Here is a 24,274-nt window from a genome sequence, read left to right as displayed (position 1 = left end):
TCGTTTAATTCCAGTTGTGAAACTGGCCGTAAAGGAGATGTACCTCCATCCGTGTTTTATTTCTTACAACTTAAATCCTTTAAATCTAAATTCCTTGTATCCTACTCAAAATGATAGCGCAATTTGTTAGTGTTTGCAATGCTATTTAACTTATTCCTCTATTCTTAAATATCCATAATTCTTCAATTGTTTCAACTCAACATCCATATCATATCCTAAAGCCTTCAACCCTCTTTTATATGTATCCTGTAACTCCCCATAGCCACCTTCCCTGTATCTGATAATCATGCGCCTTAAAAACTTTGCAAGATAGATGTTCTCTCCTCCCGTAGGACAAAACAAATTTATTAGCGTAGCATATTCTGTAGTTTTCTCCCCATCTTCTTCATTATTACTTTTCTTAGATTTTCGTATAATCCTTCCCAGTCTTTGTATCTGCTGCCTTTCATCTTGATTGCCTTGGAATACAAAAGCCATGTCTGCTTTAGGAACATCTATCCCTTCATCTAAAGCCTCTACAGCAATGAGAATATTAGCAACTCCGCTTTTAAACTTATTAATTACCTCTTCTTTTATGCCTCTCTTATCATTTGAATTATAAATAACAACCGATTCGTCACAATATTTATTCTTTAGTATTTTATATATTTTCTTATTTGCATCATCAATCCGCTCTGCAAATATAATAACTCTATGCCCCTTGAAAATATCCATATTATTTATAAGTTCTTTTTCCCGCATTCCCATACCATATAAAATGCTTTGTTTTGCCTGATGTGCAACAGTTAGATTTCTAGCGCTCCATGCAATTTCCATATCATCATTCACATTTTCATTATACCAATCATTAAACTCAATTAACCATTGGGGCTTTCGATTATTATAAGCATCTTTAAATTTCTTTTTCTTACTTTTAACATAATCTATTATTTTTTTATACTTCTTATTTTGTATTATGTCATAAGCAAGGTAAATCAAAAAATCTTCCTCGTAATTTTTATGTAGTCTATCTAGTACTTCTTTAAAATCGTCTTTAGAATACTCGAATCTTTCTTTACTAATTTTATATTTCTTAAATTCCTCGGAAGTAAAATCAACACGTATATCATTAATAATCGGGGTAGCAATAATTCCCTCGTCTATAGCCCTGATTAAATCATATTCATAAATAATGTTACCTAATCTTTTCTCCAACTCCCTGGTTTTCATTGGATTAGTCTGTTCGGGAGTTGCACTTAAGCCAATGGAAAAAAACTTTATATTTGTCTTCTTGTCTTTTGTAATTTCATTGAAACAATTTAGCATATCCAAATTATTATCAGAACCATATCTATGGCATTCATCAGCAATAACAAAATAGTATGAATCTGAATAATCCCCTCCTATTGGTTCTACCAATGCTGAACAATGCAAATGTCTTTCCAAATATTTTTGTGCTGAATTATTAATATAAATAGTAAAAGTTCTCAACTCCTTCTTTCCATCCCCAACCCTTCCTATTTTTTTAGCAGGCACATGGAATGTATCTTTTAACACTTCTTCCCATTGATTTTGTAAAGCAATACTAGGAACAATTATAGCAACCCTTATACTATACCCTTCTTCGATGACCCGCTGAAGGCAATTGAGAGCAAAAATTGTTTTTCCACATCCTGTAGCAACTTTAAAAATTCCCCTGTAATTATTTATTTTCCACGTCTCATATGCTTCTTCCTGCCAGTTGTAAAGGGTTACATCTTTGAGTTTATATTCTTTATCATCTTCATCAATATCATTACTTAGTTCCCGCTCAAGGTCATTTAGCATCATTTCTTTGTAATCATATAACTTTGTCATTTTCTCAATACACTTACGTAGATACTCCTCAACCCGCTGAATCCCATCAATAATTCTATCTTTTTCACATAACATGTATATAACATAGACATATTCTTCTGATGTATTATATTCTAATTCTTCAATAACAATTTCATCATGCTGCACTTCTTCCAATATCCAGTCAGGAATTCCTTTAACTTTTACTGTGATTTTTGTTATGTAATCATCTATACTTTCTGTTGAAATATTGCTTATATTACTTGACTTATAAAACTTAACTAATAAAGCACATATTTCATCATCTAACTTTATGGTCTCATCTTTTAAAACCTTGCATTCATGCTTAATTTTTCCTATCATATCATTATTTAAATTTAATTTTTCTATCTCTGCATTAATTCTCCAAAACTCTTTGTTATACTCTAATAGAAACTTTTTAATACTTCTCAGTTTTTCAGTAAAACCCTTAAGACTTTCACAATTGTAAATATTTTCTCCATATAATTCAAACCCTGTCTCTAAATCAGCAATTACTATTTTTACGGCTTCATTTAATCTTTTTATTTCATTAAATTGACTGTAAATAACCTTTATGTCCTGAGATTTATTCATATATTTCCCCTTCCTTCAGATATTCTTCTATATGTTTTACCTCTAATTCTATTTCTTCCTGTGCATGGATATAACTTATTTGATTAAGGTATGTTCTCAATGCGTTTTTCATAATTTCCTTGTATGTAAGCCCGGAAACATTCTTAAAAATTGTAGCAGCATAATAATCTATTTCACATATTTTCCACGAATAGTGCTCTGTTAGATGGTCAAATTTATCTGTCACATGACAGGACTTTTCTTTGACAAAATCGTTATAGTCGGTCATTATTCTTTCAATTTCTTCATCAGTCAGATAAACTTGTTGAAGACCTTTTCCTTTATTATAAAAAACTATTTTATAAAAAACAGAAGGTATGGAGTATCGTAAAGCATAAGTAAAGATATTCTTAATATTATTATCTTGACGTTCTATATCTGCATCCGCAATTCTCTTCATTTTCTGCCAAAGATATATTTGAAAATCATTAAAATCCTGCGCTGCTTTTAGGTCTACTTTGTAAATTTCCCAACCACAATTTTTAAACTTGTTATTATTAATCCTAATCCGACTGATTCCCAATCTTTCATTATGTGATGAAACAGTCATGGATTTAAGTTTATCACACTCATTATTTGAATTCCTGCTTTCACCAGAAACATTGCTATAAATAATCCCGTTATTGCCCTCTTGCATATGACAACACCTCTCAAGATATAACTTGCAACTTAGTTATTCATACTTTTAGTTATAAATAAGTATATTATAACATCATTCTTGATTCAAGAATAGGGTGGTAATATATTATTGCATTTTTCTTGTTTCAAGAATAAGGTCATAATATATTATTACACATAAATCTTATAACAAAATGTCTCTTTTCTATTAATGCCTGTGTTGTATATTTTGTTAATTTTTTTATTTTTTGTATTGACAACCTTTTTTAGTCATGTTATGATATACTTGGGTAAATGTTATCTAAATTCATACATTGGCCAGTGTTATGGATTATAGGAAGACAGGAACTATATGTTCTATGTCTTTTTTTATTCCCAAAAATCAAAAAGAAAGGGTTGAGTAGAATGATTGTTATAAATAATGTAACAAAAAATCATATTATAGAGGCAGATTATATTTGCCTCGATATTACAAAGCAAGAGGTTAAAAATATAAATTTAAGAAGAGCCAGACAGACACTTAAAGCATTCGAAGATGCTGGTAAGCAGGGTAAAAATAAACTAATAATTGGTTTCAAGGGCTATGAAAATACATCAAAAGACATCTATGAAATCAAAGAAATTAGAAAATATGCAAAAAAATTATTTGATGAGTTCCCTCATATTTTTTATTTTCTTTCAAATGTTGTTTATTCAAGAACTGCTTTCTTACATTGTCTGTATGATGAAAATGCAGTTAGAAGAATTTCACCATTAAATGTTGCAATAGTGCCTTCGGAATATTCAGAATATATTAATAGAAAAGTAATCGATGGAATATTAGATTATGGGACAAAAATTGGAGAAAGTGAAACAGAATTGTGGCAACTTATAGATGAGGTGTTAAGACCAAAACGTAATACAGAACTTTTTAAGATATTATCCGAGTTAACAAGGGTTAATAAATAACACAAAATGTCAAAACTTTGAATTGTTAAACTTTTAGTAAATAATACGGCTTATATTTGTAGTGCTAATTTTACTTGCTACCTAGATTAAATATCTAGGTAGCATTTTTTATAACCAATCTGAAAGGAGAATGAATTATGCTTGAATTTAAAATTGGGGCTCCATTCCCCATGTTTAAAAACTATCAGAAAAGAGAAGGCGCCGTTTTGGAAGTTTCCAAAGAGGGTGGCTATTTCCTTCCAATCTATTTACACGGAATTCTGCCTGAAGAAATTAATGCTATAAAAACTGGAACTATTGAATTTAGAATATATGAAGATAGTAATACAGGTTTCATTTTAACACTTGTTCGGATGGGCAAAAAGTCTCTTACCTTTGAGATTGTATTCGACCCGACTCTATATAAGGATGGAAGAGCAGATATCTCGGTGTATAAAAAAAGCAACATTTTAAACATATATGGGATTGAGTCTCAAAACAATATTATACAGTGCATGAGGGCTGTGGCTATCCCTCCCGCTTTGCAGGAAAAATGGCTGAAGTCCTGGGCGAAAATGCTTTCTATGGGTAATTGTAATAAACAATATATGGACTGGATATTCAGACTTTACAGATTTGACCTTAATACACTTTGGTCGTATTCCACATATGTAGCAAAAATTATCAGGGGTTAACAGCCGATAATAATATTTATTTGGAGTTGCTTAAACATATACAGAGCAACTCCTCTTTTATATTCAAAATATTAAATTTGAAAGGAGAATAAAATATGTATAACAATAATGATTATTTTAAACGTATTGAGAAAAGGTCAGAGGAGTTATGGGAAAATTTTATAACATCAAAATGTTTTATTACTAAATTGCCTTTAGAACTGTTTTGGTTAGAAATGCAACAAGAAAGGAACAGAATAATTGATGAACTTAATAACAGGGTTTTATCTAAACCAATGATGAATTTGATGGGCACAGCCAACTATTTTATTGTCAATGATTTAGGTTATGGGGAAGTATGTGAAAAATGCCATAATAGCGGGATTGTTATTTATCTATCAGATAGCAACTATTTATCAGGATTGGAAGAAAAAATATTTACCCCCTGTTTTGAAACATATTATGCACTTAAAATCCAACCTGAAAGTGCTACCTTTGCCGAAAACTTTCCTATTCCTGTAAATTATAAAACTGATTACTGGTACTGCCCTTATTGCAATGAACTGCATAAATTTAAATATGATGAAGAACTAGGTTTATTATATGACCAAGAAGTTGTGGATATAAAGGAACTTTTGGAATCATCTGAACACAAAGATTTCATATGCGATATTCTGAAATTACACTTGCTAATGGAAAACAACCTAAAAAGAGAGCAGGAGAAAAGTAAGATTACTCCTACTTTAAAGCAAATTTCACAGGCTAAAAAAACTAACAAGCCTGTCCTCATCAGTAAGTGGATGGAAAAATGTAATGACCCTAATGAGGAATGTTCTTGGGATATTGTATATAAGTATGTTCTTCCAAACGGCAAAATAAAATTTGAGAGAACCCATACTTATTAATAACGAACAAGTCAGTTCTATCAAGATATATAAATTGATAGAACTGACTTGTTTCTTTATTTTTATCTCTTCGTAAGCCTAATATCCAATACCCTTACTACCACTTTCAAAATTAACCTTTAAAAATCCGCTGTGCGATTGAAATCAACTGCTCTTTTACCAATATCTTTTCCTTCCACCTGTCAGGGATAGCGTTATAGCCATAGTACACCCCAGCCATTCCGCCGGTAATTGCGGCTATAGTGTCCGCATCTCCTCCAAGGTTGGCTGCTTGGCATGCAGCATCCTCGAAGGTAGAAGTGTTAATAAAACACCATAATGCACATATCAAGGTGTCAAACACATATCCTGTCGGTTTCAGTTGGTCTTTTGATAACTGGAATACCTGCTTATATTCTGGATACTCTTCTATGTACTCTCTTATACAAGGCACTTTAGGCTTACCATTGAGAAATTGGTAAACTAACAGGTTGTAAAACTGGCAGGCATCTGTTGCTTTTTGGTCATAATGGGTAAGAACGCTTTGTGAAGCAGTTATCTCAAGCATTCTATCGATGTCATTGTAATAAAGCGCAACTGGCAAGCATCGCATAAGTGAACCATTCCCAGCACTCATACCACCTGTTGCCTGATGAGCGTAGTAGGCTGTTTTCATCCAGTCATTGCTTCGTTTATACTCACCAAGTGCAATTCGGATAATATTGCCGATATCCTTTGGTTTACTATCATACCATTTAATAAAGTGTTTTCCGATATCTTCGACAGGATTCTCTGGGTTGTCCAGGATGCCTTCTGCCACAGCAATAGTCATCATTGTATCATCCGTCACTTCTCCAGGTTCCAGGTCCCAACAGCCACCACCGATAATATCTTTTAAATATCTATATTTTCTTTTTATTTCATACCTTGACATAAACTCAAGCGTTCCACCGAGAGCGTCACCGCAGGCAACTCCAAAAAGGCCTCCGAGTATTCGTTCATATCTATCCACTTAACGCACTTCCTAACTCTTTTCTTGCCTAAATTACATATATTTTTATTTCTGTCGGTAATAAATAATTTATATAATATCTCTTAATCATTTACTTTACTTATTATACATATAACTATTCACCGTCATTAATTTCTTGGAGTTTCGCCCTTCTTAGGTTATCTAAAGTTCTATCACAATCTAATTTTACTGCCCATTCATAGATACATATTGACGACCATCCCGTTACATCCTGCCCCCATTGGTTATAGGTAATCTTATTGCCTTTGTAGTTAACAAATCTTTGGTCGATAACTTCGGCCGTTGATGATTCCTTATCATGATTTCTTATATACAACTTATCTCCTTTTTTTAGCAGACCCCATTCAAACAATTTGGGCATTCTGGGAAGATTGGTTCTGATAATTTCAGTTGGGTTTTTCCCTATTTCAATTTCTTTATTATCCTCAATATCTACATAAAAATCCTCTATACTTGAAGGGGGAAGAATTCTATCAACCTGTAAAAACACCTGGTTGTTTATCTTTAATGGCATAATACTAAAGCAACTGATATCAACATTATTTGATATTAGCCAAGCCACAGCGGATAATGTTTGAGTATCAAATGATGATGCGACTAATATTATTCTTTGCTTTTGGTTGAATGTTTTTAAAGAATTATTACTTATTAGAAAATCGTTTATTATTCTTTTCCCTTTCTCAGCAGGTGTTAAATCCCCCAATTCAAACTCTTCTTTATGCTTTTCGATATATTTTGAGAATATTTTATTAACTAAAACATCTGGTGACTTTATCTTAGCATAACTTGCTGCATATCTTATTGCCTGGAATTCAAATGCTTCTTTTCTACTCTTTATGTCATCAGCATCTCTTTTTATCTCTATAAGGACAATATTGCCATTTTCATCGATTGCAGTTAAATCACTTCGTCCTTTTTCCTTATTGTTTACTTGCTGCCCTACTATTAAAAGACTTTCTTCTTCGCCAAATATTACCTCAATGTTTTTCCTAAGAAACTCTTCAATATGCTCTTCTTTCAACTTTAAATCTTTAAAGGTTGAATTACTAATCTCAGTATCACTGGTATCAATATTATTTTCTTCGATACTTATCGGGATTAACATCCTATTTCACTCCTTACATAATACTGGCAGATAGTTCTTGGTAAACTTTCCATTAATATATAAGTAAAAATACTCCTAGCCTTGTACAAACTCAAACTACTCCACCCCAAGAGCCTTAAATACAGCATCCTCCGGACTCTGGTAGAATGAAATCTGAAACTTTGCAAATAGTTCAGGCGGAACGGTTGGAATATCCACCGCAGATGCCATTGGAAGAAGCACCCTCTTGGCACCTGAATCAAAACATACCTGCAGAACATTTGCTAATTCCTCAACCTTTATTATTGTACCACCTATGCTAAGTGAACCCAGAACAACCAACTGGCTCTGTGGCGGCTTACCCAATGCCCCTGAACATAATGCTACAAAGGCTGCCAGTGCAAGTTCGGAAGTCATCCCTACTCCATGTATATCCTGTACATGCATCAAATAATCCTTTGTGGTAACACTTATACTACCACTTATATTTTTGCTGTTTGCCCTGAAGTACCTGAAGGCTGTTTCTATACTTTCTTTTGCCTCCCTATCAGAGCCAAGGCCTGTCCTTTCAAATTTACCGGTACCTGATATAACCTGAGTTTCAATCTTATAAGCCCCTATCATACCTGATTTCCCTCTTGCAATGGTATAAAGATGGCCTGGTTTACCCATGCCTTCAGGTATTATTTTGCCACCGCCCTGCTCAGGAACCGAAACAAATTCCTCGCTCATTGTTTCATTATCTATGTAGGAGAAATGAACGTCATAAAATTCCATACCACCGATTTTCTTCAACTGCTCTTTAACGCGCCTTCTCCCTATCAATGCATAGCGCAGTATCTCTTCAATATCATTTCTTGTAAATTCACCGTCAGGGTATATGAGTTTTACAAGCCCTGAAACTGTTTTTCTTACTGCAATAACATCTCTCTGATTTAAGTTGTTGCCCAGTTTAAAGAATTTATCCAATGCATCAGAGTAGGACCATTTTCTCATCTCTCTCATAAACTCAGATATATAATCTGTAATAAAACCATATTCATCTGTAAAAAACTCCGGTCGCATTTTGGGTATCTCCCACCCAGGTATATAATAATGCATCCTGTCAAAAAATGCTGTATCATTGGCCATTGCCTCAGGGAAGGGCTCAAAAAGGTGGGATGTTTTCAGAAGTACATCCACACTCTGGTTAATATTCCCCACAAATACCATAGAAGCAGAAGCATTCTTCTCTTCTTTCCCTCTGGCAAAAGAACCCGAAGCCATGTAATCCTTCATTATCTGAATTCCATCTTTATCTTTAAATGTAATGCCTGCTACCTCGTCAAAAGCCACACAATCCCAAAGCCCCACAAGGCCTATCTGCCTTGAAGCCATATTATAAAACAGATTTGCCACCGTTGTCTGCCCGCCTGATACCAGAATGCTGTTTGGAGAAATTTCCTTATATACATGGGATTTACCTGTACCCCTTGGCCCTAGTTCGCAAAGGTTGTAGTTATTTTCCACCAGAGGTATCATCCTTGCCAGAAGGTGCCACTTCACATTATTTTCGAACCTTGTAGGTTCCATCCCTATAGACCTTAAAATAATATCTATCCATTCATCTTTTGTGAAGTATTTTCTGCCGTTTATTATCTCTTCCATATCAAGATTAGGCATTTGTATGGGAGTCAAATTGCTAATATTAAAAGGGCTTGTCCCTCTAGCCTCTTCATCATAGTAATAATCCATTTTTATAATGCACCATATTCCCCCACAAAGGAGTTTTTCATATTGTTTTACATATGTAGGTGATATGGCTACTCCCTTTATGCCCAAATTAGAAAATTCAGCCTCGTAGACATCCTTCTTTTCATTAAGTTTTACACTAACCTTATCAATAACGGTATACTTTCCTATTTCCCTAATCTTGGATTTTACCTTCTCGGCTTCATCAGGACGCACAAAATTTTCAGCCAGAATTCTTTTTACTGTTTCAACACCTTCGGCTATACCTTCTTCATCATCTGTGGCGCAATACATGCCCAAAAGATATTCAAGAACATATACGGGCACGTTTGCACCTTCTTTTATCTTTTTTGTTAAGTCCTTTCTTACAACCCTGCCGGCAAAATATTGATTCAGTTTCCTGCTTAATTCATCCACTCTTTCAACCCCTTAACTATACTTTATATTCCTAATAAAGTATAACAATATCTTTAAAAGGTTCTAAGACACTTCTTCTCCTAAGTAATACAATCCTTCATCTTTTACGATAAATACTTGCTCCCCCTTATTAAAGGATATTAGATTTCTTACTGAATCAATTGTATTTATTACACTCTTCTCAAAGTCTTCCATCCTTTTTACAAAGTTAGTATCAAATTCTCCTTTCTCATTCCATACTTTATCTTTATTAATAATTGCTTTACGTTCAATTTGTTCTAATATCCCTGAATATTTATTAATAATATCTCTATTAAACGTAACTGAATCTATAAAGTGAATGTTTAAATCTTCTATTAAGTTATTGCAGTATTCATCATCATAAATCTGGGCTAACTGCATCTCATACATCTTGCCTATTAACAATAATTCAAAACATATATGCTGTTGAACAAGCAATTCTGATACCTCAATCTCAACTTTTTGCACCTCATTAACTCTTTTACCTGTAGTTCTATTATTGCTGATAATACTGTCTAATTCTGCATTCTTTCTTTTTATTGTACTTTCATAAAATAGTAGATTTTGTTTTAGTTCTACTAAATAAGACTGCAAATTAGTCAATGTAGCAATTCTCAAATCAGAATTATTTATTATAATATTGAGATTATTTCTGATATAGGTATAGAAACCAAATATCGCCTTGTTTTTCGCTTTTTTATCATCTAAAAACATCGATATTATTTCTCTTACATCCTTTGATATACTTTCTAAAGACTTATCTATTCTAGCCATAAAATACTGACCCGTAATTGCGGATATTGCTGTAAATACCATTACAGGTGTTAACGACAAATTCTGCAATTCAACTAAACCAGCATGAGTATTTCCGATTTTGCCATTATTAACCAAAGGAGTTCCTAACATTCCATTTTTATATCTCATTAACTCTCCTACTGCCCCTTCAGGAAAAACTACTTTATAAGCACCATTTAGCATCTCTGATTGTTTTGCAGTTTGCACTATAGGAAGATATTGGATGAGACTCATAATCTTCTCTGAACTGCCAATTGGTCTTAAACTTTTTGTTTCGTACTTATTTGGACTATCAATTAAAGACTCTACATGTAAGAATGGTTTATTATCAATTGGATTTACAAACTGTAATGAATTATTTAGTTCCTTTTCCTCTTCTGGTTGATTTTTAATTTCTGACTTAATTTCTTCAATATTCTTCAGAATTTCATCTATTCCCAATAACCTCTTAATATACTTCTTCATATTGGCCTCCTTTCAACCATTTATTAAAACCCAAAATCATCACTTATGGCTATATCAATAATAAACGGTATTTTATCATATATCTTTTCTACTGTTTCCTCTTCATCTTCCATAATAAGATAATATTTCTTCGTTTTATCATATTTTCTATTCTTCAATACAAACTTTTCCCTAAAACTTCTGTCCTGATAATTTTCTGACTTACTGTCAGCAATAATTATATTTTCATTTGATATGCGGTTGCCATCTTCATCTACAAAATATACTTTAAGTCTCAATGGAACACGCTTGTCCTCTATCTTCTCAGTCTGAAAGAACTCCAAATAAGATATGGTGTTGGTTATTTTTCTTGTTATGCTTGTAAGTTTTACATCAACTTTTGTCACTTCGTTTTTACTATCCTTACTCCTGTCATTCTTAAATTTAATTACAGGAATAAGAATTTCCTGCAAAGATGTGCCGCCATGTACATAGTTGGCTCCTGTACCCTGCACCTTAAACCTGTTTACTCCCCTTGGAGAAATATATTTAAGGCTGGTATCAGGTCCAAGCAAATACTCCATATCAAAGGTTAAAGTGCCATCCAATTCTAAAGCATTTGTACTTAATACAAAACGTCTGTTTTCATAAGCATCTTCAATAGAACCTTTTGATATTTTATCGCTTTCCATAAGGTTTCCACGTTTATATATAAATCCGTGGTCGGCAGTAATAATGATATTTGTTGCTGTAACATTATTTACAAGATTATTTATTAACAGCATTAATTCTTTAAATGCTTCCTCCACCGCGTCAAAAACTTCTCTTTCGGTTTTGCTGTTGTCCCCTCTGGCATCAATCGTATTATGATAGATATATATTAATTCCTTCCCGCCAAAAGTTTTACGCATATCATCACGCTTCATATCAATGACATCAACAAACTGTACTGCTATTGACTCCTGGCTATAATTATTTAGAATTTTATTCCTGTTATCCGTTCCTTCTGAAGATATGCCGTCTACACATACCTTATAATCCTCATCTATTGTAATAGATTTATGAGGTAAAAGGGATGCCATGCCCAAACGGGTACTGGATGGGATACAGCCCTGCATATATTCAATTTCCGTAGACCCTTTCCTTTCTTTATTGAGAATATCACAAAACTCTCTGGCTACCTCATATCTAAGCGCATCTGAAATAATGACAAATACCCTTTCTTTACGATTTTTAAATGGTTTTATGTACGCATTATAAAAGTCTTTCTGCATAATCATACCGGGAATTGTCCAATTCCCGTTTAAAGTTTCCAGACTATCGGACCACTTAATAGAGAGTGTATTGAGATAACCGTTAGCATAGATATTTTCAACCTTCTCCTTTAACTCCATCAGCAGTTCCTTGTTTTGCAGCCTGTCGAAAGAAGTATAGAATTTTCTGTAAGCAGTATCCAGTTTATAATACTGCTCCGTATATTTTTTAATAAACTCTAAAGGGGTATACTGCCGTATATCCTGGCTAACATCCTTCCAGCAGTCAAATAACTCTATAGCCCAGTAGATACACTCATATTCTGATTTAAAAAAGTTATACCAGTGCTTGGTCCTTCTGTTTTGAATAACATCCCTATACCTTTCAAACTCTCCTATATCAGATAGCAGTTGTTCTTTGAGTTTCCTTATAATTGCTTCGTCAAAGGCTTTAAAAGTGTCACAGTTGATATAGTCCTCTATTTCCCATTTATTAATATATTCTTGCACTTTTAGTTTCCCTTCCATGCTGTTTGCCAACCTGTCATAAGCAGCAGAGTAGAGAGAGTGGTTCATGAAGTTGCTCAAGAATACTACACAATCAGCCTTCCTTGAAGAAACATATTTTCTCCATGTATCAGGCAATTCACCGCTAAGGCAATATGCTACATTTGTAACCAGCATGAATATAGCCAGTTTCTCAAGAGTAGGCTCATTATCACTATACCCATAATATTTATCAACAAGTTTCCACAGTACATCTAATCTTCCAAACTTCTCGATAGCCTCCAGGTGCTTGTTATTCTCCAAATCTTCTTCCATCAAAAGCACCCTTAAAACTTCGTCAAAATCCGGATAAGGCAATCTACATAATGCTGATAGCACAGCCACATCTACTATTTCTTCTGTGTACCTTTCTATTTCATACCCTTTGAAAATTTTATATCTGTCCTTGTTGTTAAAGAACTTAATATACTTCCTGAATGTACTTTTTAGACTGTCATCTGAAATATTTAAGTCCCTCATAATAAAAGTAGCCTTGTCAGTAGAAAATTCCATGCTGTATTTTAATATGTCCAATAAGTAATTCTCTCTTGGATTTGGTTTTCCAAAAGGAGCATAAATAAGATAATTGGATTCAGTGTCTGCCTTTTCCAAATGGTACTTTACAAAAAAGTAATTATTCTGGGATAATTTAAGTATCTTTGCATTTTCAAGGTCCAGTGCGTCTATGTCTTCCTTGAATTCTCCGTCATCGTCATACCAAAAAACAATATGACGTTTCTTGCCTTCAGTTAATTCTTTATTAAATGTGTCTTCAAGCAATGTTTTTATTTGTTTTAAATCCATAACACATCTACTCTCTCCTCTAAATTTTCGCCAGCAAATCTGCTTTCAACGGCTTCCTGCCTTCACCTTGAGGTACCTCAATACCCTGGAATTTAGAATAATTTACACTTACACCATCGTCCAAGTCTATCTTTATCCTCTGATTTGCAACATGAGCGATTACCTGGTCATACTGCAAACATTCTTCCATCTGTTTTAATATCTTTTCTTTTTTCTTTCTTGCATTGGTTTTCTCTCTTTGCGAAACATTGGAATCAATAATAATATCCAGCCTCTTAATTTCCGCTTCATAGGATTTTTGCAATTTGTGCAGGTAGTCGGTTCTTACCCTTGCCACCGTAAACTCATCATATCGGTGCATATAGATAAGGGCTTTAAAACCATCCTGCTTACCTGAATCAAAGAGCCAGTAGATAGGTTTTTTCTTATATACCTGTACATGGTCCTTATAGAAATCCTTGAGGAAGTATCTTCTTATGGCCTGCCTTGCAGTTTCGGAGGATTTTCTCCCCAATGTATCAGCAATGTAATCGAGGTTTTCTTCCAATGTATCCTCACCAAATGTAACCTTGAGGAACTCAATAAACCTGCTGACAATATCATCCTCAAAGTATTCGTCATCGGTGATGGGCAGGACATTATCCATATCAGGCACAAAAGTAGCATCTACCCATGTATCTTCAACTACTTTACCTTCTTCATCTTTTACTATCTTTCTCACTTTCCACTGCCCGTTCTCACACTTCCACTTATCCTTAAAATCTCCACCAGCATAAATAAGGCCTTCTACATCAATGGAGTATCGTCCAAACATACAGCCTACAGCGTAGGAAATAAAGGACTTGATATCTCTTACTCTGTCGGCTTTTCTTATGGTTATATCCTTGTCCTCCACTTCAGGAGTGAGTTCATCCTGCAAGCCGTATATTTCGATGAATATGCGGTTAAGTTCCTCCTCATTGGCTTTCAGTTTGTTAAACTGCTTATCAGTAAAGGCTGCCCAGTTATTGAAGGCTTGTTCTATAATAGCACTGTTATCCTTATGGGTAAGCAGGGGATGTTTTTTATAGTTCCAAGAGGTTTCAAAAGAATTCCAATCACTTTCGGATATTTTTATATTTTCATCCACTATGCTTGTAACATCATCAATTAAAGTTTCATTAAAGTCTATCACAGGAAGTCTTTTAATATCAATGTTCTGATAGTCTTGACTTTCACTAAATAGTTCAAGTAAATAGTTTACTACAGCACTATTCATGAAGCCCATATAAAATTTCGTCATACTTTCTTTAAGTAAAAACAAAGATGGTCCTTTTTTATCAAAAACACCTGTTGGAGGTAATAATCTACAAGAAAATTTTGAAGTTGTTGTTGCAGTCCATGTAATTCCTTCTCTAAACCAATATTTCTTGTCAAGCATGTTAGATGTACTGTTTTCACGGTAGAATTTTTTTGCTTCTTCACTCCAGTCAACAACCAAACTTAAATTGCCATACCACTTTCTAAAAGTACCTCCTTTTGCATATGTAATCCATTTCTTGCCCATGTCACTATAACTAATTTCCCAAAATTCTCTAAGATATTTTTCATTGTCAGCCGTAATATGCTGACTACCTGTTAAATCAATTATATTCTCAAAATTTTTCCCCTCCTGGAAAATTTTTAATGTAATTTCACTTATCCAATATGCAATAGGACATCCTTGTATTTGTCTAAAATCGCTTTGCTTTAAATTGGAGTAATGGTTATCAATATTAAAAAACTCTTTTTCTTTTTGTATGTGATTATTATACTTCGTTAATTTAATAAATTTAGGTTTGGCATCATCATTATTTATTTTTGAAATTACAAAAGAAGCAGTTTTGACTTTTTCTCCTTTAATTTCTTCAAATGCTTTTGAACCTAGATGCACTAAATTTATAATTCTATTATTTAATATTTTATTTCTTAATCTTTCATAACTTGATAAAAACATCCATGATTGTTGTGTAATTAATGCAACATAGTTACGAGTATACTTAATACTTTTTTCAATGAATACAGCAAATAAGTCTAACTTAGAATCTGGGTAATTATTAGAAACGTACTGTGAAATTTTACTATTCATTCCTCTGTTTCCCATATACGGAGGATTAGTTACTACAACATCATACTTCTGGCTCATTATCCTTGCCTGCTTTACCAATGGCGGTATCTTCTCAAGAATTATATTCCTAAAATGATACTCAAATAAATCCTGGGTTCCCCCTTTCCTTATCTCTTCCAATCTTCTTTCAATAGCATCAAAATCAATAGGCTTTACTTCAAGTATAGACCCGTACTCTTTGGCATCATGAAATACATTTATAAGGTACTCTACATCCTCTCTGCGTATTTGCTTCTCAATCTCTGTCTCATTCTGGTTTACAAGATAGTCAATAGCCTCTTTAGGAAAACCATTGCTTTCCTGTATAGCGCATACATTAATATTTATATTTTCCCTAAATATCCTTCTGCTTTTGCTCCTTGCCTTCATCATAACTGCAAAATAGGCAAGTTGGGCCGCCCTGTCGTCAATATCCAGCCCGTACAGATTGTTTTCAAGAATAAGCCTTGGAATATCCCTTTCGGAATATCCCGCACTCTTGTAGATATCATAAAGCACATCAAAGGCATACACCAAAATATGACCGCTGCCCATAGCAGGGTCCAGCACCTTAATATCTTCTGGTCTAATATCCCTGCTTTTAGCCCTTATTTCTTCCAACTGTTTCTGAACTTCAGGTTCCTGCTCTGCTTCCTCAAGGTAGTACTTCCATTTGCTTCTCAATTCTTCATCAGGATGCCCTTCCAACCACAGGCGCCCTAAGGAGTTTTCCACCATATATTTAACAATCCAGTCAGGAGTAAACAATTGAGTTGCAGCAGGAATATTTTCCTTTGTTATCTTTATGTTCTTCTTAAGCCCTTCAAATACCTCATCTTTCTTCTCTGAGATGTAGTACTGATACATCCAACCAATGATTTCAACCTGGTCTTTGAAATCCTCCTCAGGTATATCATCTACCAACCGCCTTATAACGGAACCTTCTCCAAGGAGGTTTGAAGGCAGAAGGATTTCAGTGTAATCCTCAATCTTTTCAAATAGTCCCGGAAGGATTTCTTTTAAGGCATTGCACTGCTTTACAAGAAGATATCTGTAGAGGGTCTCAGTATCATTGCCATCCTGCAATCTATACACTAGTTCTCTGTCTATATCAAGGTCAATATTAAGTGCTTCCTTAATAATATCCGGTTCTTTCTTGCCTGGTTCAATGGATGACAACACTCTGACTCCTGTAGGAAGATATTCATTGACTTCCATGAAACGCAGGGCAATAAACCTGTTAAACCAAGTATATGCCACTTCCTCTATCACATTGTTAAATCCTTTTTCTCTTATCCGGGACACAAGACTTTTTCTCTGTTGCATTTCTGCCTTATTCAAGGTCCTATCTCCTATTATTATTGTATCTGATGTAGAAACTTCAGGCTCTTTTATTTCTTTCTCAGTTATACCTATCTCATAAGCCTTCTGTTTTATATCTTCAATAAGTTTTTTTCTCGCCCATACTGCAAAATTTTTTATTGCTGTTTTATCCATGTCACTGCCTCCATCATACAAGTTTAATAATAACGTCGTCTTTCAACTCTCTTTTTAGCCTGTTCCTTATTTCATTTACTACATCCTCTATGTCCGATTCACTCTCAATGCTTTTTGCGCCATGCAGGATGTTGGCAATACTGATGTTTACTGTCTTCTTATACTTTCTCGGCGGGTCGTTTATTACTGTTGGCTTGCCTGGTTCTTCGGGTGTTATTGGAGGTTCAGCAGGCTTCCTTTTTGCAAGTTCCTCAGCAATTTCATCAAAGCACCTTAGTTTAAGCCTGTCACTTTCCTCTTTCATTGCAATGGCTTCATAGAAGTTGTTGGCACGCTCCAACCTGTTTAAGAGGTCATCGAATCTGCCTTTGAACCTGTCAAAAAGAACAGGTTTTAATTCGTACTTGTCCAATTCCTCAAGAACCTTGCTGTAATCACTCTCAATCACCTGTCTTACAGGTTTGCACTCCTCTTCCAGCAGTTCTGTAAACCTGGACACAAACTTGTCAATAAGGCCGGGCAATTTATGAATATCGGAATATGGTTCACGGCTTTCAACAATTTTCTGCATTTGTGCTACCAGGTCTATGACTTCTTTATCCAATACATAGGTCTTGTTGCTGTTGTATACATTTATCTTGTGAACCGCCTTGTCAAAGAAGTCCTTCTGGTTGCTGTCAAAAAATTTCTTAACATCTACGGAATCATCAGCATAATCCAGAAGTACATCTTTCTCTCTTTGAAGTTCATCATAAAATTCTTTTGCATCATTGATTTTGCAGACCTTTTCTAATGTTTTCTTTCCTTCCTCTAAAATATCCTGTCCAGGATATTTGGACTGTTTGTAATAAACCAGCAATTCATTGATTTTTGCAATTTCATCCCTTGCCAGGTCTTTAAATCTTCTCATAAGTCCATCTTCGTCAGAAGGGACATCAGTTCTAATAAACAATTCTTTGCATAGTTCTCTGGCATTGCTAATCTGGTGTGCAGGTACCTTTATCCTCTTTTCAATAAGAAGCCTGTCGGCATAATCCCTCTTGGTAAGATATTTGACAATCTCCCTATCCTGAACATCAAGGTACTGGCTGTTTAATTGCAGTTTTATTTCCTGTGCCTTAAACAGTTTGGCAACCAGCCATTCAATATCCTCCTCAAGCCATCCATAAGGGGCTTTTCCATATATGCCAAGGATTGTTTTCATGGTTACAGGAATACTTCTTGTTGTATTTCTCTCAATATAACCTGCCATTTCATCAAGAGCCAGTTTATTTGGGGCTTCAACACCATTTAATGTAATCTGTTCATTATCTGCAAATATATCGTATAAGTCTTTGGTAGTAGTAAAGTGAGTAATATAGCCAAGTTTCGTATAAATTCCTTCAATAAGCACCTTGAAACCATCATTTATCCTGTCAACAGGGTGCTTTGACTTAATCTCAAGCCTTTGGGAATTGGCATACATGTCCGCATTCTTGATGGCCTCCGTCAAAAGGAATTTTACCCTTTCCTTGCGCTCAACAAGTTCCCTTCTTTTTCTATCCTTGATTTCTTCAATCTTCTGAGTAAGGGAAGTTCCTCCTTTCCTACGCAGGAAAGTTTCAATTTTCAATACTTCTTCCATTTCGTCAAGGAAAGTAGTATCATTGGGAAGTTTAACAATTAAATTATTTTCCCTCATAGTCATTAGTTTTAGTTCATTATCCGTAAGTTCTACTCCAGTATCATAATAGGGGGTAATAATTTTAAGACCAATATCATTTCCCTGATTGCCCCTGAAAAATCTATCGTCTACAACCTGGTTAAAACTAAAGTTGTACCTTGAAGAATATTTATATTTCTTATCTGGATAGATTTCCTCAAAGACGATTTCGGAAATTTTTTGAATTACCTCTCCCAAATCCACACTAATGTTCTTTATTTCCCTATTAATATCCTGCTCTTCATGGGTAAGGAAAATATATTGGTCTCCGTTTTTTTGAACAAGGGTTTCCTTTACCAGCCTTTTTAGAGATTCTTCTATTTTCTTTTTGAGGTCTATCTTATCCTCGTCTATATGAGATACCATTAGAGTAGCCAGATTCTCTATGTTTGCAGGTATCTCCTTAACATATTTAATCATAAAGAGAACTTTCAAAAGTTCTACATCAAAGTCATTCAAATTGCCATTTTCCTGGGCATGGATAATAACCGTCCTGATATTGGAATCAAGGAAGGCTTCAATGGTATCATAAAATGCTGAAAATGGTATTAATGTTCCTTCTTCACTGTTCATATATTTTATAGCAGACTCCTGGAAGGAACTAATCATGGAGCGCTCCCCTTCTGCCAGATGCTTACCGGAGGCTCCATGTATCCTTATAGAAGTCAGCACTTGCTGAAGAAGATTGAATTGATATGGAATAAAAGGATAGCATTCTGCAAAATCCTCACTATCCTTATATACCTTTTTCTCCGGAGTATCTGCTGAGAAAGTAATAAGGTTTTTAAGTATGGAATTTTTATTCTCATAAAGGAGTTTTAATGTATCCTTTGCTACATCCTCTTTTAAAAGGATTCTTTTTCTGATTACCTCGTCAACATTAGCACTGGAAAGGCTAAGACGGGTATTGAACCTGCCCTGAATCTTGGAAAAATCATTGCCTTTTACTTTTGTAACAGAATCAATATCCTGCTGGCTTGTCACAATAACCCAGGCTTTGCCACCGCATTCGGTTCCCAAATCTTCTACAACAGTTTGAAGATTTAGCATCAGTTGAGAATTGTCTCCGATATATTGTCCTATTTCATCTACCAGGAAAATAACATGATGATTCTTGCCTTTTCTTTCTATGTACTCCCTTACTCGTCTTGCAAACTTTTCAACGCTTAAAGTGTAACTTTCTTCTGCTTTTGCATACCAATTCCTGGCTGCCTCAGGACTCATCTTGGTACTTTTAGACAGGGCTTCTACAATGGCATCTTCCTCATAATAGAAATCCTCCCTTGCATCTACCCATTCTCTTCCTGATATATCTTTAAAGGTCTTTTTAAAATCTTCATAAACCCCATCTATTACCATCTGTCTTTCCAAGTCCGCTATCCAAGGCATAGAGCCACAAAAACCCTGCATTTCATTAAATACTTTATTAAATACTTTTACTATGGCATCTTTATTGGCTTTTGAATCGGAATCACTCTTGGAATCTATGTTAAATAGAATTACATCGGCTGAAGTATCCCCGGCCAGTTTCATATCGGCTAGAACCATATTGTCTTGTATCTTGTCGTTGAAATATTCAATTGCTCTTTTCCCTTCAACTTCTCTGTTCTCAAGAAGGTAAGAAAGTATTTTGAGAAAATGGGATTTACCGCTTCCAAAGAAACCAGAAATCCACACTCCCATTTTGTCAGTAGTACCTACTATTCCTTTTTTGTATGCTTCAAAGAAAGTGTCAAAATGCTTTGCCAACTCCCTTGTGACAACATATTCTTCAAGTTCCTGTTGTACATTGCTGTCATCGTCCTGACCAACCTTAATTACACCCTTGATATCTCTATCAATAGGTTTTTTAAACATATCTTTTATTAACATGTTTAATCCCTCCCCATTTTATGAGCCTAACTTCCGCTAATATCTATCAACCAACTTAAATGCTCTATAATAGTTGTCATCCTTAATTTCTTCAAAAAGCACCAGTTCAAGTCCATCATATACTCCTGGGAAAAACATAATTACAGGTACTTCGTCCAAAACCTGATGAAGGTTATTTAATACCGTATGTGAGCGTATAATCGGCCATACCTTCCCCACACCGGTTATAAATACTACGTCTCCTTTTACTACCCTATCCCTTATATATTGAATAATAAGGTCATCTTTCTCAGTAAGCCTTAATGCTCTTTTAGTAGCATTAAATACAAATTCACTACCCTTTACCTGTTCCATCATAAAGTTCTTCTCAAGATAACCTTTTGTCTCAAGAAGTTCCAGCATTATTTCATACAAGTCAAATTCCTTTATGTGAAAACCATAGTCTCCGTCATTAATCTTCTGTATAAGAAAACGCACATGCTCTCTCACAAGCATTTCATATCTTGGTTCATAATCAAATATATAGTATCCTATTTCATTTCCAAGTCCTGTATTTTCTCTAAATGATTCTTTCGTAATCCGCTGTATGATTTCATCAAGCCTTTGATAAATAGTTTTCACTTATATCTCTCCCATCAGTGCATTAAGGTATTTTATGTCTCCAATCTCTTTAAGATGCTGCACAACCTCTTCTTCAAGAATTGGCTTAACAATTTCCCTGTCCTTTTTTGGGCCTTTTATAAAACCAGCCTCAAATAGGATACGAATATATACCTGTTTCAATTTATAGAAGGTGTAGTCATCCCATGAGGCCACCCGTTCGCTTTGCTCTTTCTTTCTATTAAAATATAGATTAAAATCCTTATCCTGCAATGTTAAATCCCGAAGCAATATCTTTTCTCTAAACACCTCATACATAAATTCAAAGAATAATCTATCAGTCTTCATAATAGAGTAGATAACTATCTGCTTGCTCGTTTCTATATCACCGTTTACTATTTTTTCAATCAAAAAGTCATCAATAGCCTTTAATCTCTGCAGCACTATTGACGCAATTTCACTTCTGCGCGTTTCTGTGTTTACCTGAAATATGTTATCTTTTTTTGCCTTTTCTTTTATCTCAAATTCCTTAAACCCTTTATTTATAAGTTCAGCAGCCTTTTTCGTTTCCCTAAAAAGAAACGGTCTTGATTTAATTGTGGATTTATATTCTAACTCTTCAGCCATACTTTTCCTTCTTTCTGGTCCACTTTTTCGATATTTTAATTATACATATTAATTGAAAAATTGTACAGGCTTAAGTATAAAATTGTAATATATATGACTTGTAAATTGTCTAATAATCACGATTATAACTTTAAAATAAAATAATAAACAGCCATTCAAATCCTGATTCCTACAAATGCTGGTTTAATATAATCCTTTCCTCTACTCCATTATGATAAACAAAATTAATTTTCTCCTGTCAAAAACAGGTCTTGCCCTATGAATAATCCGATGATGATTGGGACAAATAATAACCTGATTTTCTGCATTATTATTGAGGGATTCAACAAATGGGTCTATATGGTGAGACTTTACAATATTGACTCCATATCTTGTACTAATATTTTCTCCACATATCTGGCAGCAATAATTATAAAGAAGTTTCAAGGTTTCCCCTATTGCCCTGTTAAGTTTACGAATCTTTACTATTTGATTCACTATAGCAATAGTAGCATCAGGGTCAACTGTTTTATAGTTAATACTTGCTTCATACTCCTGCTCATCTTCATTAACCATTGTTTCCTTTACTATCCTTGTATCCTCCTGCGTAATACATTCAAATAGATACGTATCTGGATAGTCTGTTGTATATATAGCCAGATATTCCCTTTTTTCTACAGGAACTTTAGTGAACTTGCGTTGGTTTTCAGGCAGGCTATTTCTCTGCTCTAATATATACCTGTAACTTGCAGCAAAAATGCTTCTAAGTCTTTCGGCAATCTCACTTTGAGGATGATACCTTATTTGCAGTATATCTTTTCTGTTTGGATACTTTCTCTCATCAAATTTCTGGTTTACAAGCCTCGCCTTATAAGTCAGTCCTTCCAACACCAGATAAATATCTTTAGACTGGCCCCTTGGCAAAAACTTATTTATAGTATTTTGGAAAACTATCTGTATAGTTACTGGAATGCTTACACCCTGCTGCAGTACCGACCAGTCCACTTCTTTTTTATATACATAACAGTTGTTATCAAACATCCTATCATTCCTTATACCTTTAAACTGTTTATTCTACTTTTCTATTCGATAATTGTGAATAAAATCCTTTTAAATTTGATATAAAAACAAAAGTGCACGCTATAAAAGCATGTACTTTATATCACATACTCCCTAATCACGGTCCCGTACCAACACCGTCAATCCTCCAGCCGCTTTTTCAGATTCCTTCTTCAATATAACAAATCTTGGCCAGACTCCATCATCTGCTGTTATTAGTTTTTTAAAATCAAAATCAACTTTAACCTGATACTCCAACACCCCTGGCTCATTCTGAAATCCCTTTAACTCTTTTATCTCCAACAACTTTGCGCTATTAATGTTGTAGTCAATTTTATCTTCACCCTTAAACAAGAAAAATCACTGCTTTATTGTTTAAGCAGTGATAATAGAATACAAATAATGTCTCAAAGTGCAATAAATTTAATCTTATAAATACCGTGGGTACAATTAAGGCAGGTGTTAACCTGCTCCGTTACATATTGTATCTTTAACAACTCTTCTTAGAGAACTTATTATTATCTTTTTTAACTAAACTAACATTATTTTTATCAGAAGTAAGCCTTATTTCTAAAACTCCATTCTCTGCTAAAACAACTATCTTCTTCCCTGTTTCAAACCCAAGTTTCTTAAGCCATTTGCCTTGCAGCCTTATTTGAGGCACTTCCTTATCTCCTGTATAACTATAATAAACACTTAGAATACGTTTTTGCATTTTAACACCTCTGTAGTTGCTGCAAGATTAAATGCTTTTTTCCTTAGCAATCAATGTCCACCGAATGGCAGTCTTACTAATTGACTGTATATCATTTCCCCCTGTGTTTACCTTAACGTAATATGGCCTCAAATTAAACCTATAACCTTTATTCACCAGAGATTCAACCACTTGTATAAGGGCTTTCACTGTCGTATATGTTGCCTTTATTCCTATTGCATCAATATGGACAATGCCATCCTCAACTACGTATTTATTAATTGTATCAGCAATAGCGTTTATATTACCATTTCCTGAAACCTTTAATACCTGTATACCCAATATAAAATCCCTCCTTAATGTTTCAAGCATTATAGGAAGGGATTTCTCATAATTTCAAGTTTCTTGGTTTCTTACAT

Annotated in this window: 18 protein-coding genes; 3 read left to right on the top strand and 15 right to left on the bottom strand. The window is 34.3% G+C overall.

The features are described 5' to 3' along the window. Positions 1-150: 150 nt before the first annotated feature. Both HHT355_RS13345 and HHT355_RS13340 read right to left on the bottom strand, forming a co-directional pair. Positions 151-2,430 (bottom strand): DEAD/DEAH box helicase, encoded by a 2,280-nt coding sequence (locus tag HHT355_RS13345; protein WP_014253580.1) that lies wholly within the window; start codon positions 2,428-2,430, stop codon positions 151-153. Further along, positions 2,423-3,106 (bottom strand): BTB/POZ domain-containing protein, encoded by a 684-nt coding sequence (locus HHT355_RS13340; RefSeq protein WP_014253579.1) that lies wholly within the window; start codon positions 3,104-3,106, stop codon positions 2,423-2,425. Before HHT355_RS13340 ends, HHT355_RS13345 begins: the two co-directional genes overlap by 8 nt. Before the next feature lie 386 nt (positions 3,107-3,492). Between HHT355_RS13340 and HHT355_RS13335 the strand changes: the two genes are divergently transcribed. The 3 genes from HHT355_RS13335 (at position 3,493) to HHT355_RS13325 (ending at position 5,593) form a co-directional block, all read left to right on the top strand. Continuing rightward, entirely contained in the window at positions 3,493-4,035 is a 543-nt protein-coding gene (locus HHT355_RS13335; RefSeq protein ID WP_014253578.1) for a hypothetical protein, read from the top strand. A 137-nt stretch (positions 4,036-4,172) separates the two neighbouring features. Beyond that, on the top strand, positions 4,173-4,709 hold the full coding sequence (locus HHT355_RS13330; RefSeq protein ID WP_014253577.1) for a hypothetical protein: 537 nt from the start codon (positions 4,173-4,175) through the stop codon (positions 4,707-4,709). Positions 4,710-4,804: 95 nt separating this feature from the next. After that, entirely contained in the window at positions 4,805-5,593 is a 789-nt protein-coding gene (locus tag HHT355_RS13325; protein ID WP_103203928.1) for a hypothetical protein, read from the top strand. Positions 5,594-5,705: 112 nt separating this feature from the next. Here HHT355_RS13325 and HHT355_RS13320 read toward each other — a convergent pair whose 3' ends face one another. The 13 genes from HHT355_RS13320 to HHT355_RS13260 all read right to left on the bottom strand — a co-directional run bounded on the left by HHT355_RS13320 (position 5,706) and on the right by HHT355_RS13260 (position 24,197). Further along, positions 5,706-6,584 (bottom strand): ADP-ribosylglycohydrolase family protein, encoded by an 879-nt coding sequence (locus tag HHT355_RS13320; RefSeq protein WP_103203927.1) that lies wholly within the window; start codon positions 6,582-6,584, stop codon positions 5,706-5,708. Between the two features lie 115 nt (positions 6,585-6,699). Beyond that, on the bottom strand, positions 6,700-7,710 hold the full coding sequence (locus HHT355_RS13315; RefSeq protein WP_103203926.1) for a PDDEXK family nuclease: 1,011 nt from the start codon (positions 7,708-7,710) through the stop codon (positions 6,700-6,702). A 96-nt stretch (positions 7,711-7,806) separates the two neighbouring features. Then, positions 7,807-9,837, bottom strand: coding sequence for a protease Lon-related BREX system protein BrxL (gene brxL / locus HHT355_RS13310; protein ID WP_103203925.1), 2,031 nt, complete (start codon positions 9,835-9,837; stop codon positions 7,807-7,809). 63 nt (positions 9,838-9,900) lie between these two features. Then, the gene (locus tag HHT355_RS13305) at positions 9,901-11,118 is read right to left on the bottom strand and encodes a hypothetical protein (protein ID WP_103203924.1); all 1,218 of its coding nucleotides are present in this window, start codon (positions 11,116-11,118) and stop codon (positions 9,901-9,903) included. Positions 11,119-11,141: 23 nt separating this feature from the next. Continuing rightward, entirely contained in the window at positions 11,142-13,700 is a 2,559-nt protein-coding gene (gene pglZ, locus HHT355_RS13300) for a BREX-1 system phosphatase PglZ type A (RefSeq protein WP_103203923.1), read from the bottom strand. A 19-nt stretch (positions 13,701-13,719) separates the two neighbouring features. Continuing rightward, entirely contained in the window at positions 13,720-17,322 is a 3,603-nt protein-coding gene (gene pglX, locus HHT355_RS13295) for a BREX-1 system adenine-specific DNA-methyltransferase PglX (protein ID WP_103203922.1), read from the bottom strand. Positions 17,323-17,335: 13 nt separating this feature from the next. Next, the gene (brxC, locus tag HHT355_RS13290; RefSeq protein ID WP_103203921.1) at positions 17,336-20,896 is read right to left on the bottom strand and encodes a BREX system P-loop protein BrxC; all 3,561 of its coding nucleotides are present in this window, start codon (positions 20,894-20,896) and stop codon (positions 17,336-17,338) included. Between the two features lie 36 nt (positions 20,897-20,932). Continuing rightward, the gene (locus HHT355_RS13285) at positions 20,933-21,517 is read right to left on the bottom strand and encodes a DUF1788 domain-containing protein (RefSeq protein ID WP_103203920.1); all 585 of its coding nucleotides are present in this window, start codon (positions 21,515-21,517) and stop codon (positions 20,933-20,935) included. Continuing rightward, the gene (locus tag HHT355_RS13280) at positions 21,518-22,123 is read right to left on the bottom strand and encodes a DUF1819 family protein (RefSeq protein WP_103203919.1); all 606 of its coding nucleotides are present in this window, start codon (positions 22,121-22,123) and stop codon (positions 21,518-21,520) included. Between the two features lie 201 nt (positions 22,124-22,324). Continuing rightward, complete coding sequence (locus HHT355_RS13275; protein WP_242967692.1) at positions 22,325-23,143, bottom strand: HNH endonuclease signature motif containing protein; 819 nt, start codon at positions 23,141-23,143, stop codon at positions 22,325-22,327. A 132-nt stretch (positions 23,144-23,275) separates the two neighbouring features. Further along, a complete protein-coding gene (locus HHT355_RS13270) occupies positions 23,276-23,515 on the bottom strand; it encodes a hypothetical protein (RefSeq protein ID WP_103203918.1) in 240 nt (79 codons plus the stop codon). A gap of 136 nt (positions 23,516-23,651) precedes the next feature. Further along, positions 23,652-23,876, bottom strand: a complete 225-nt coding sequence (locus HHT355_RS13265; protein WP_103203917.1) for a SymE family type I addiction module toxin — start codon at positions 23,874-23,876, stop codon at positions 23,652-23,654. Between the two features lie 27 nt (positions 23,877-23,903). After that, positions 23,904-24,197 carry a stage V sporulation protein S gene (locus HHT355_RS13260; RefSeq protein WP_242967691.1) on the bottom strand — a complete coding sequence of 98 codons (294 nt, stop codon included), beginning with the start codon at positions 24,195-24,197 and terminating at the stop codon, positions 23,904-23,906. Between the last annotated feature and the right edge of the window lie 77 nt (positions 24,198-24,274).

Origin of the sequence: Herbinix hemicellulosilytica, assembly GCF_002904165.1 — a bacterium.
GTDB lineage: Bacteria > Bacillota > Clostridia > Lachnospirales > Lachnospiraceae > Mobilitalea > Mobilitalea hemicellulosilytica.
This window is presented reverse-complemented; position numbering and strand designations above follow the sequence as displayed.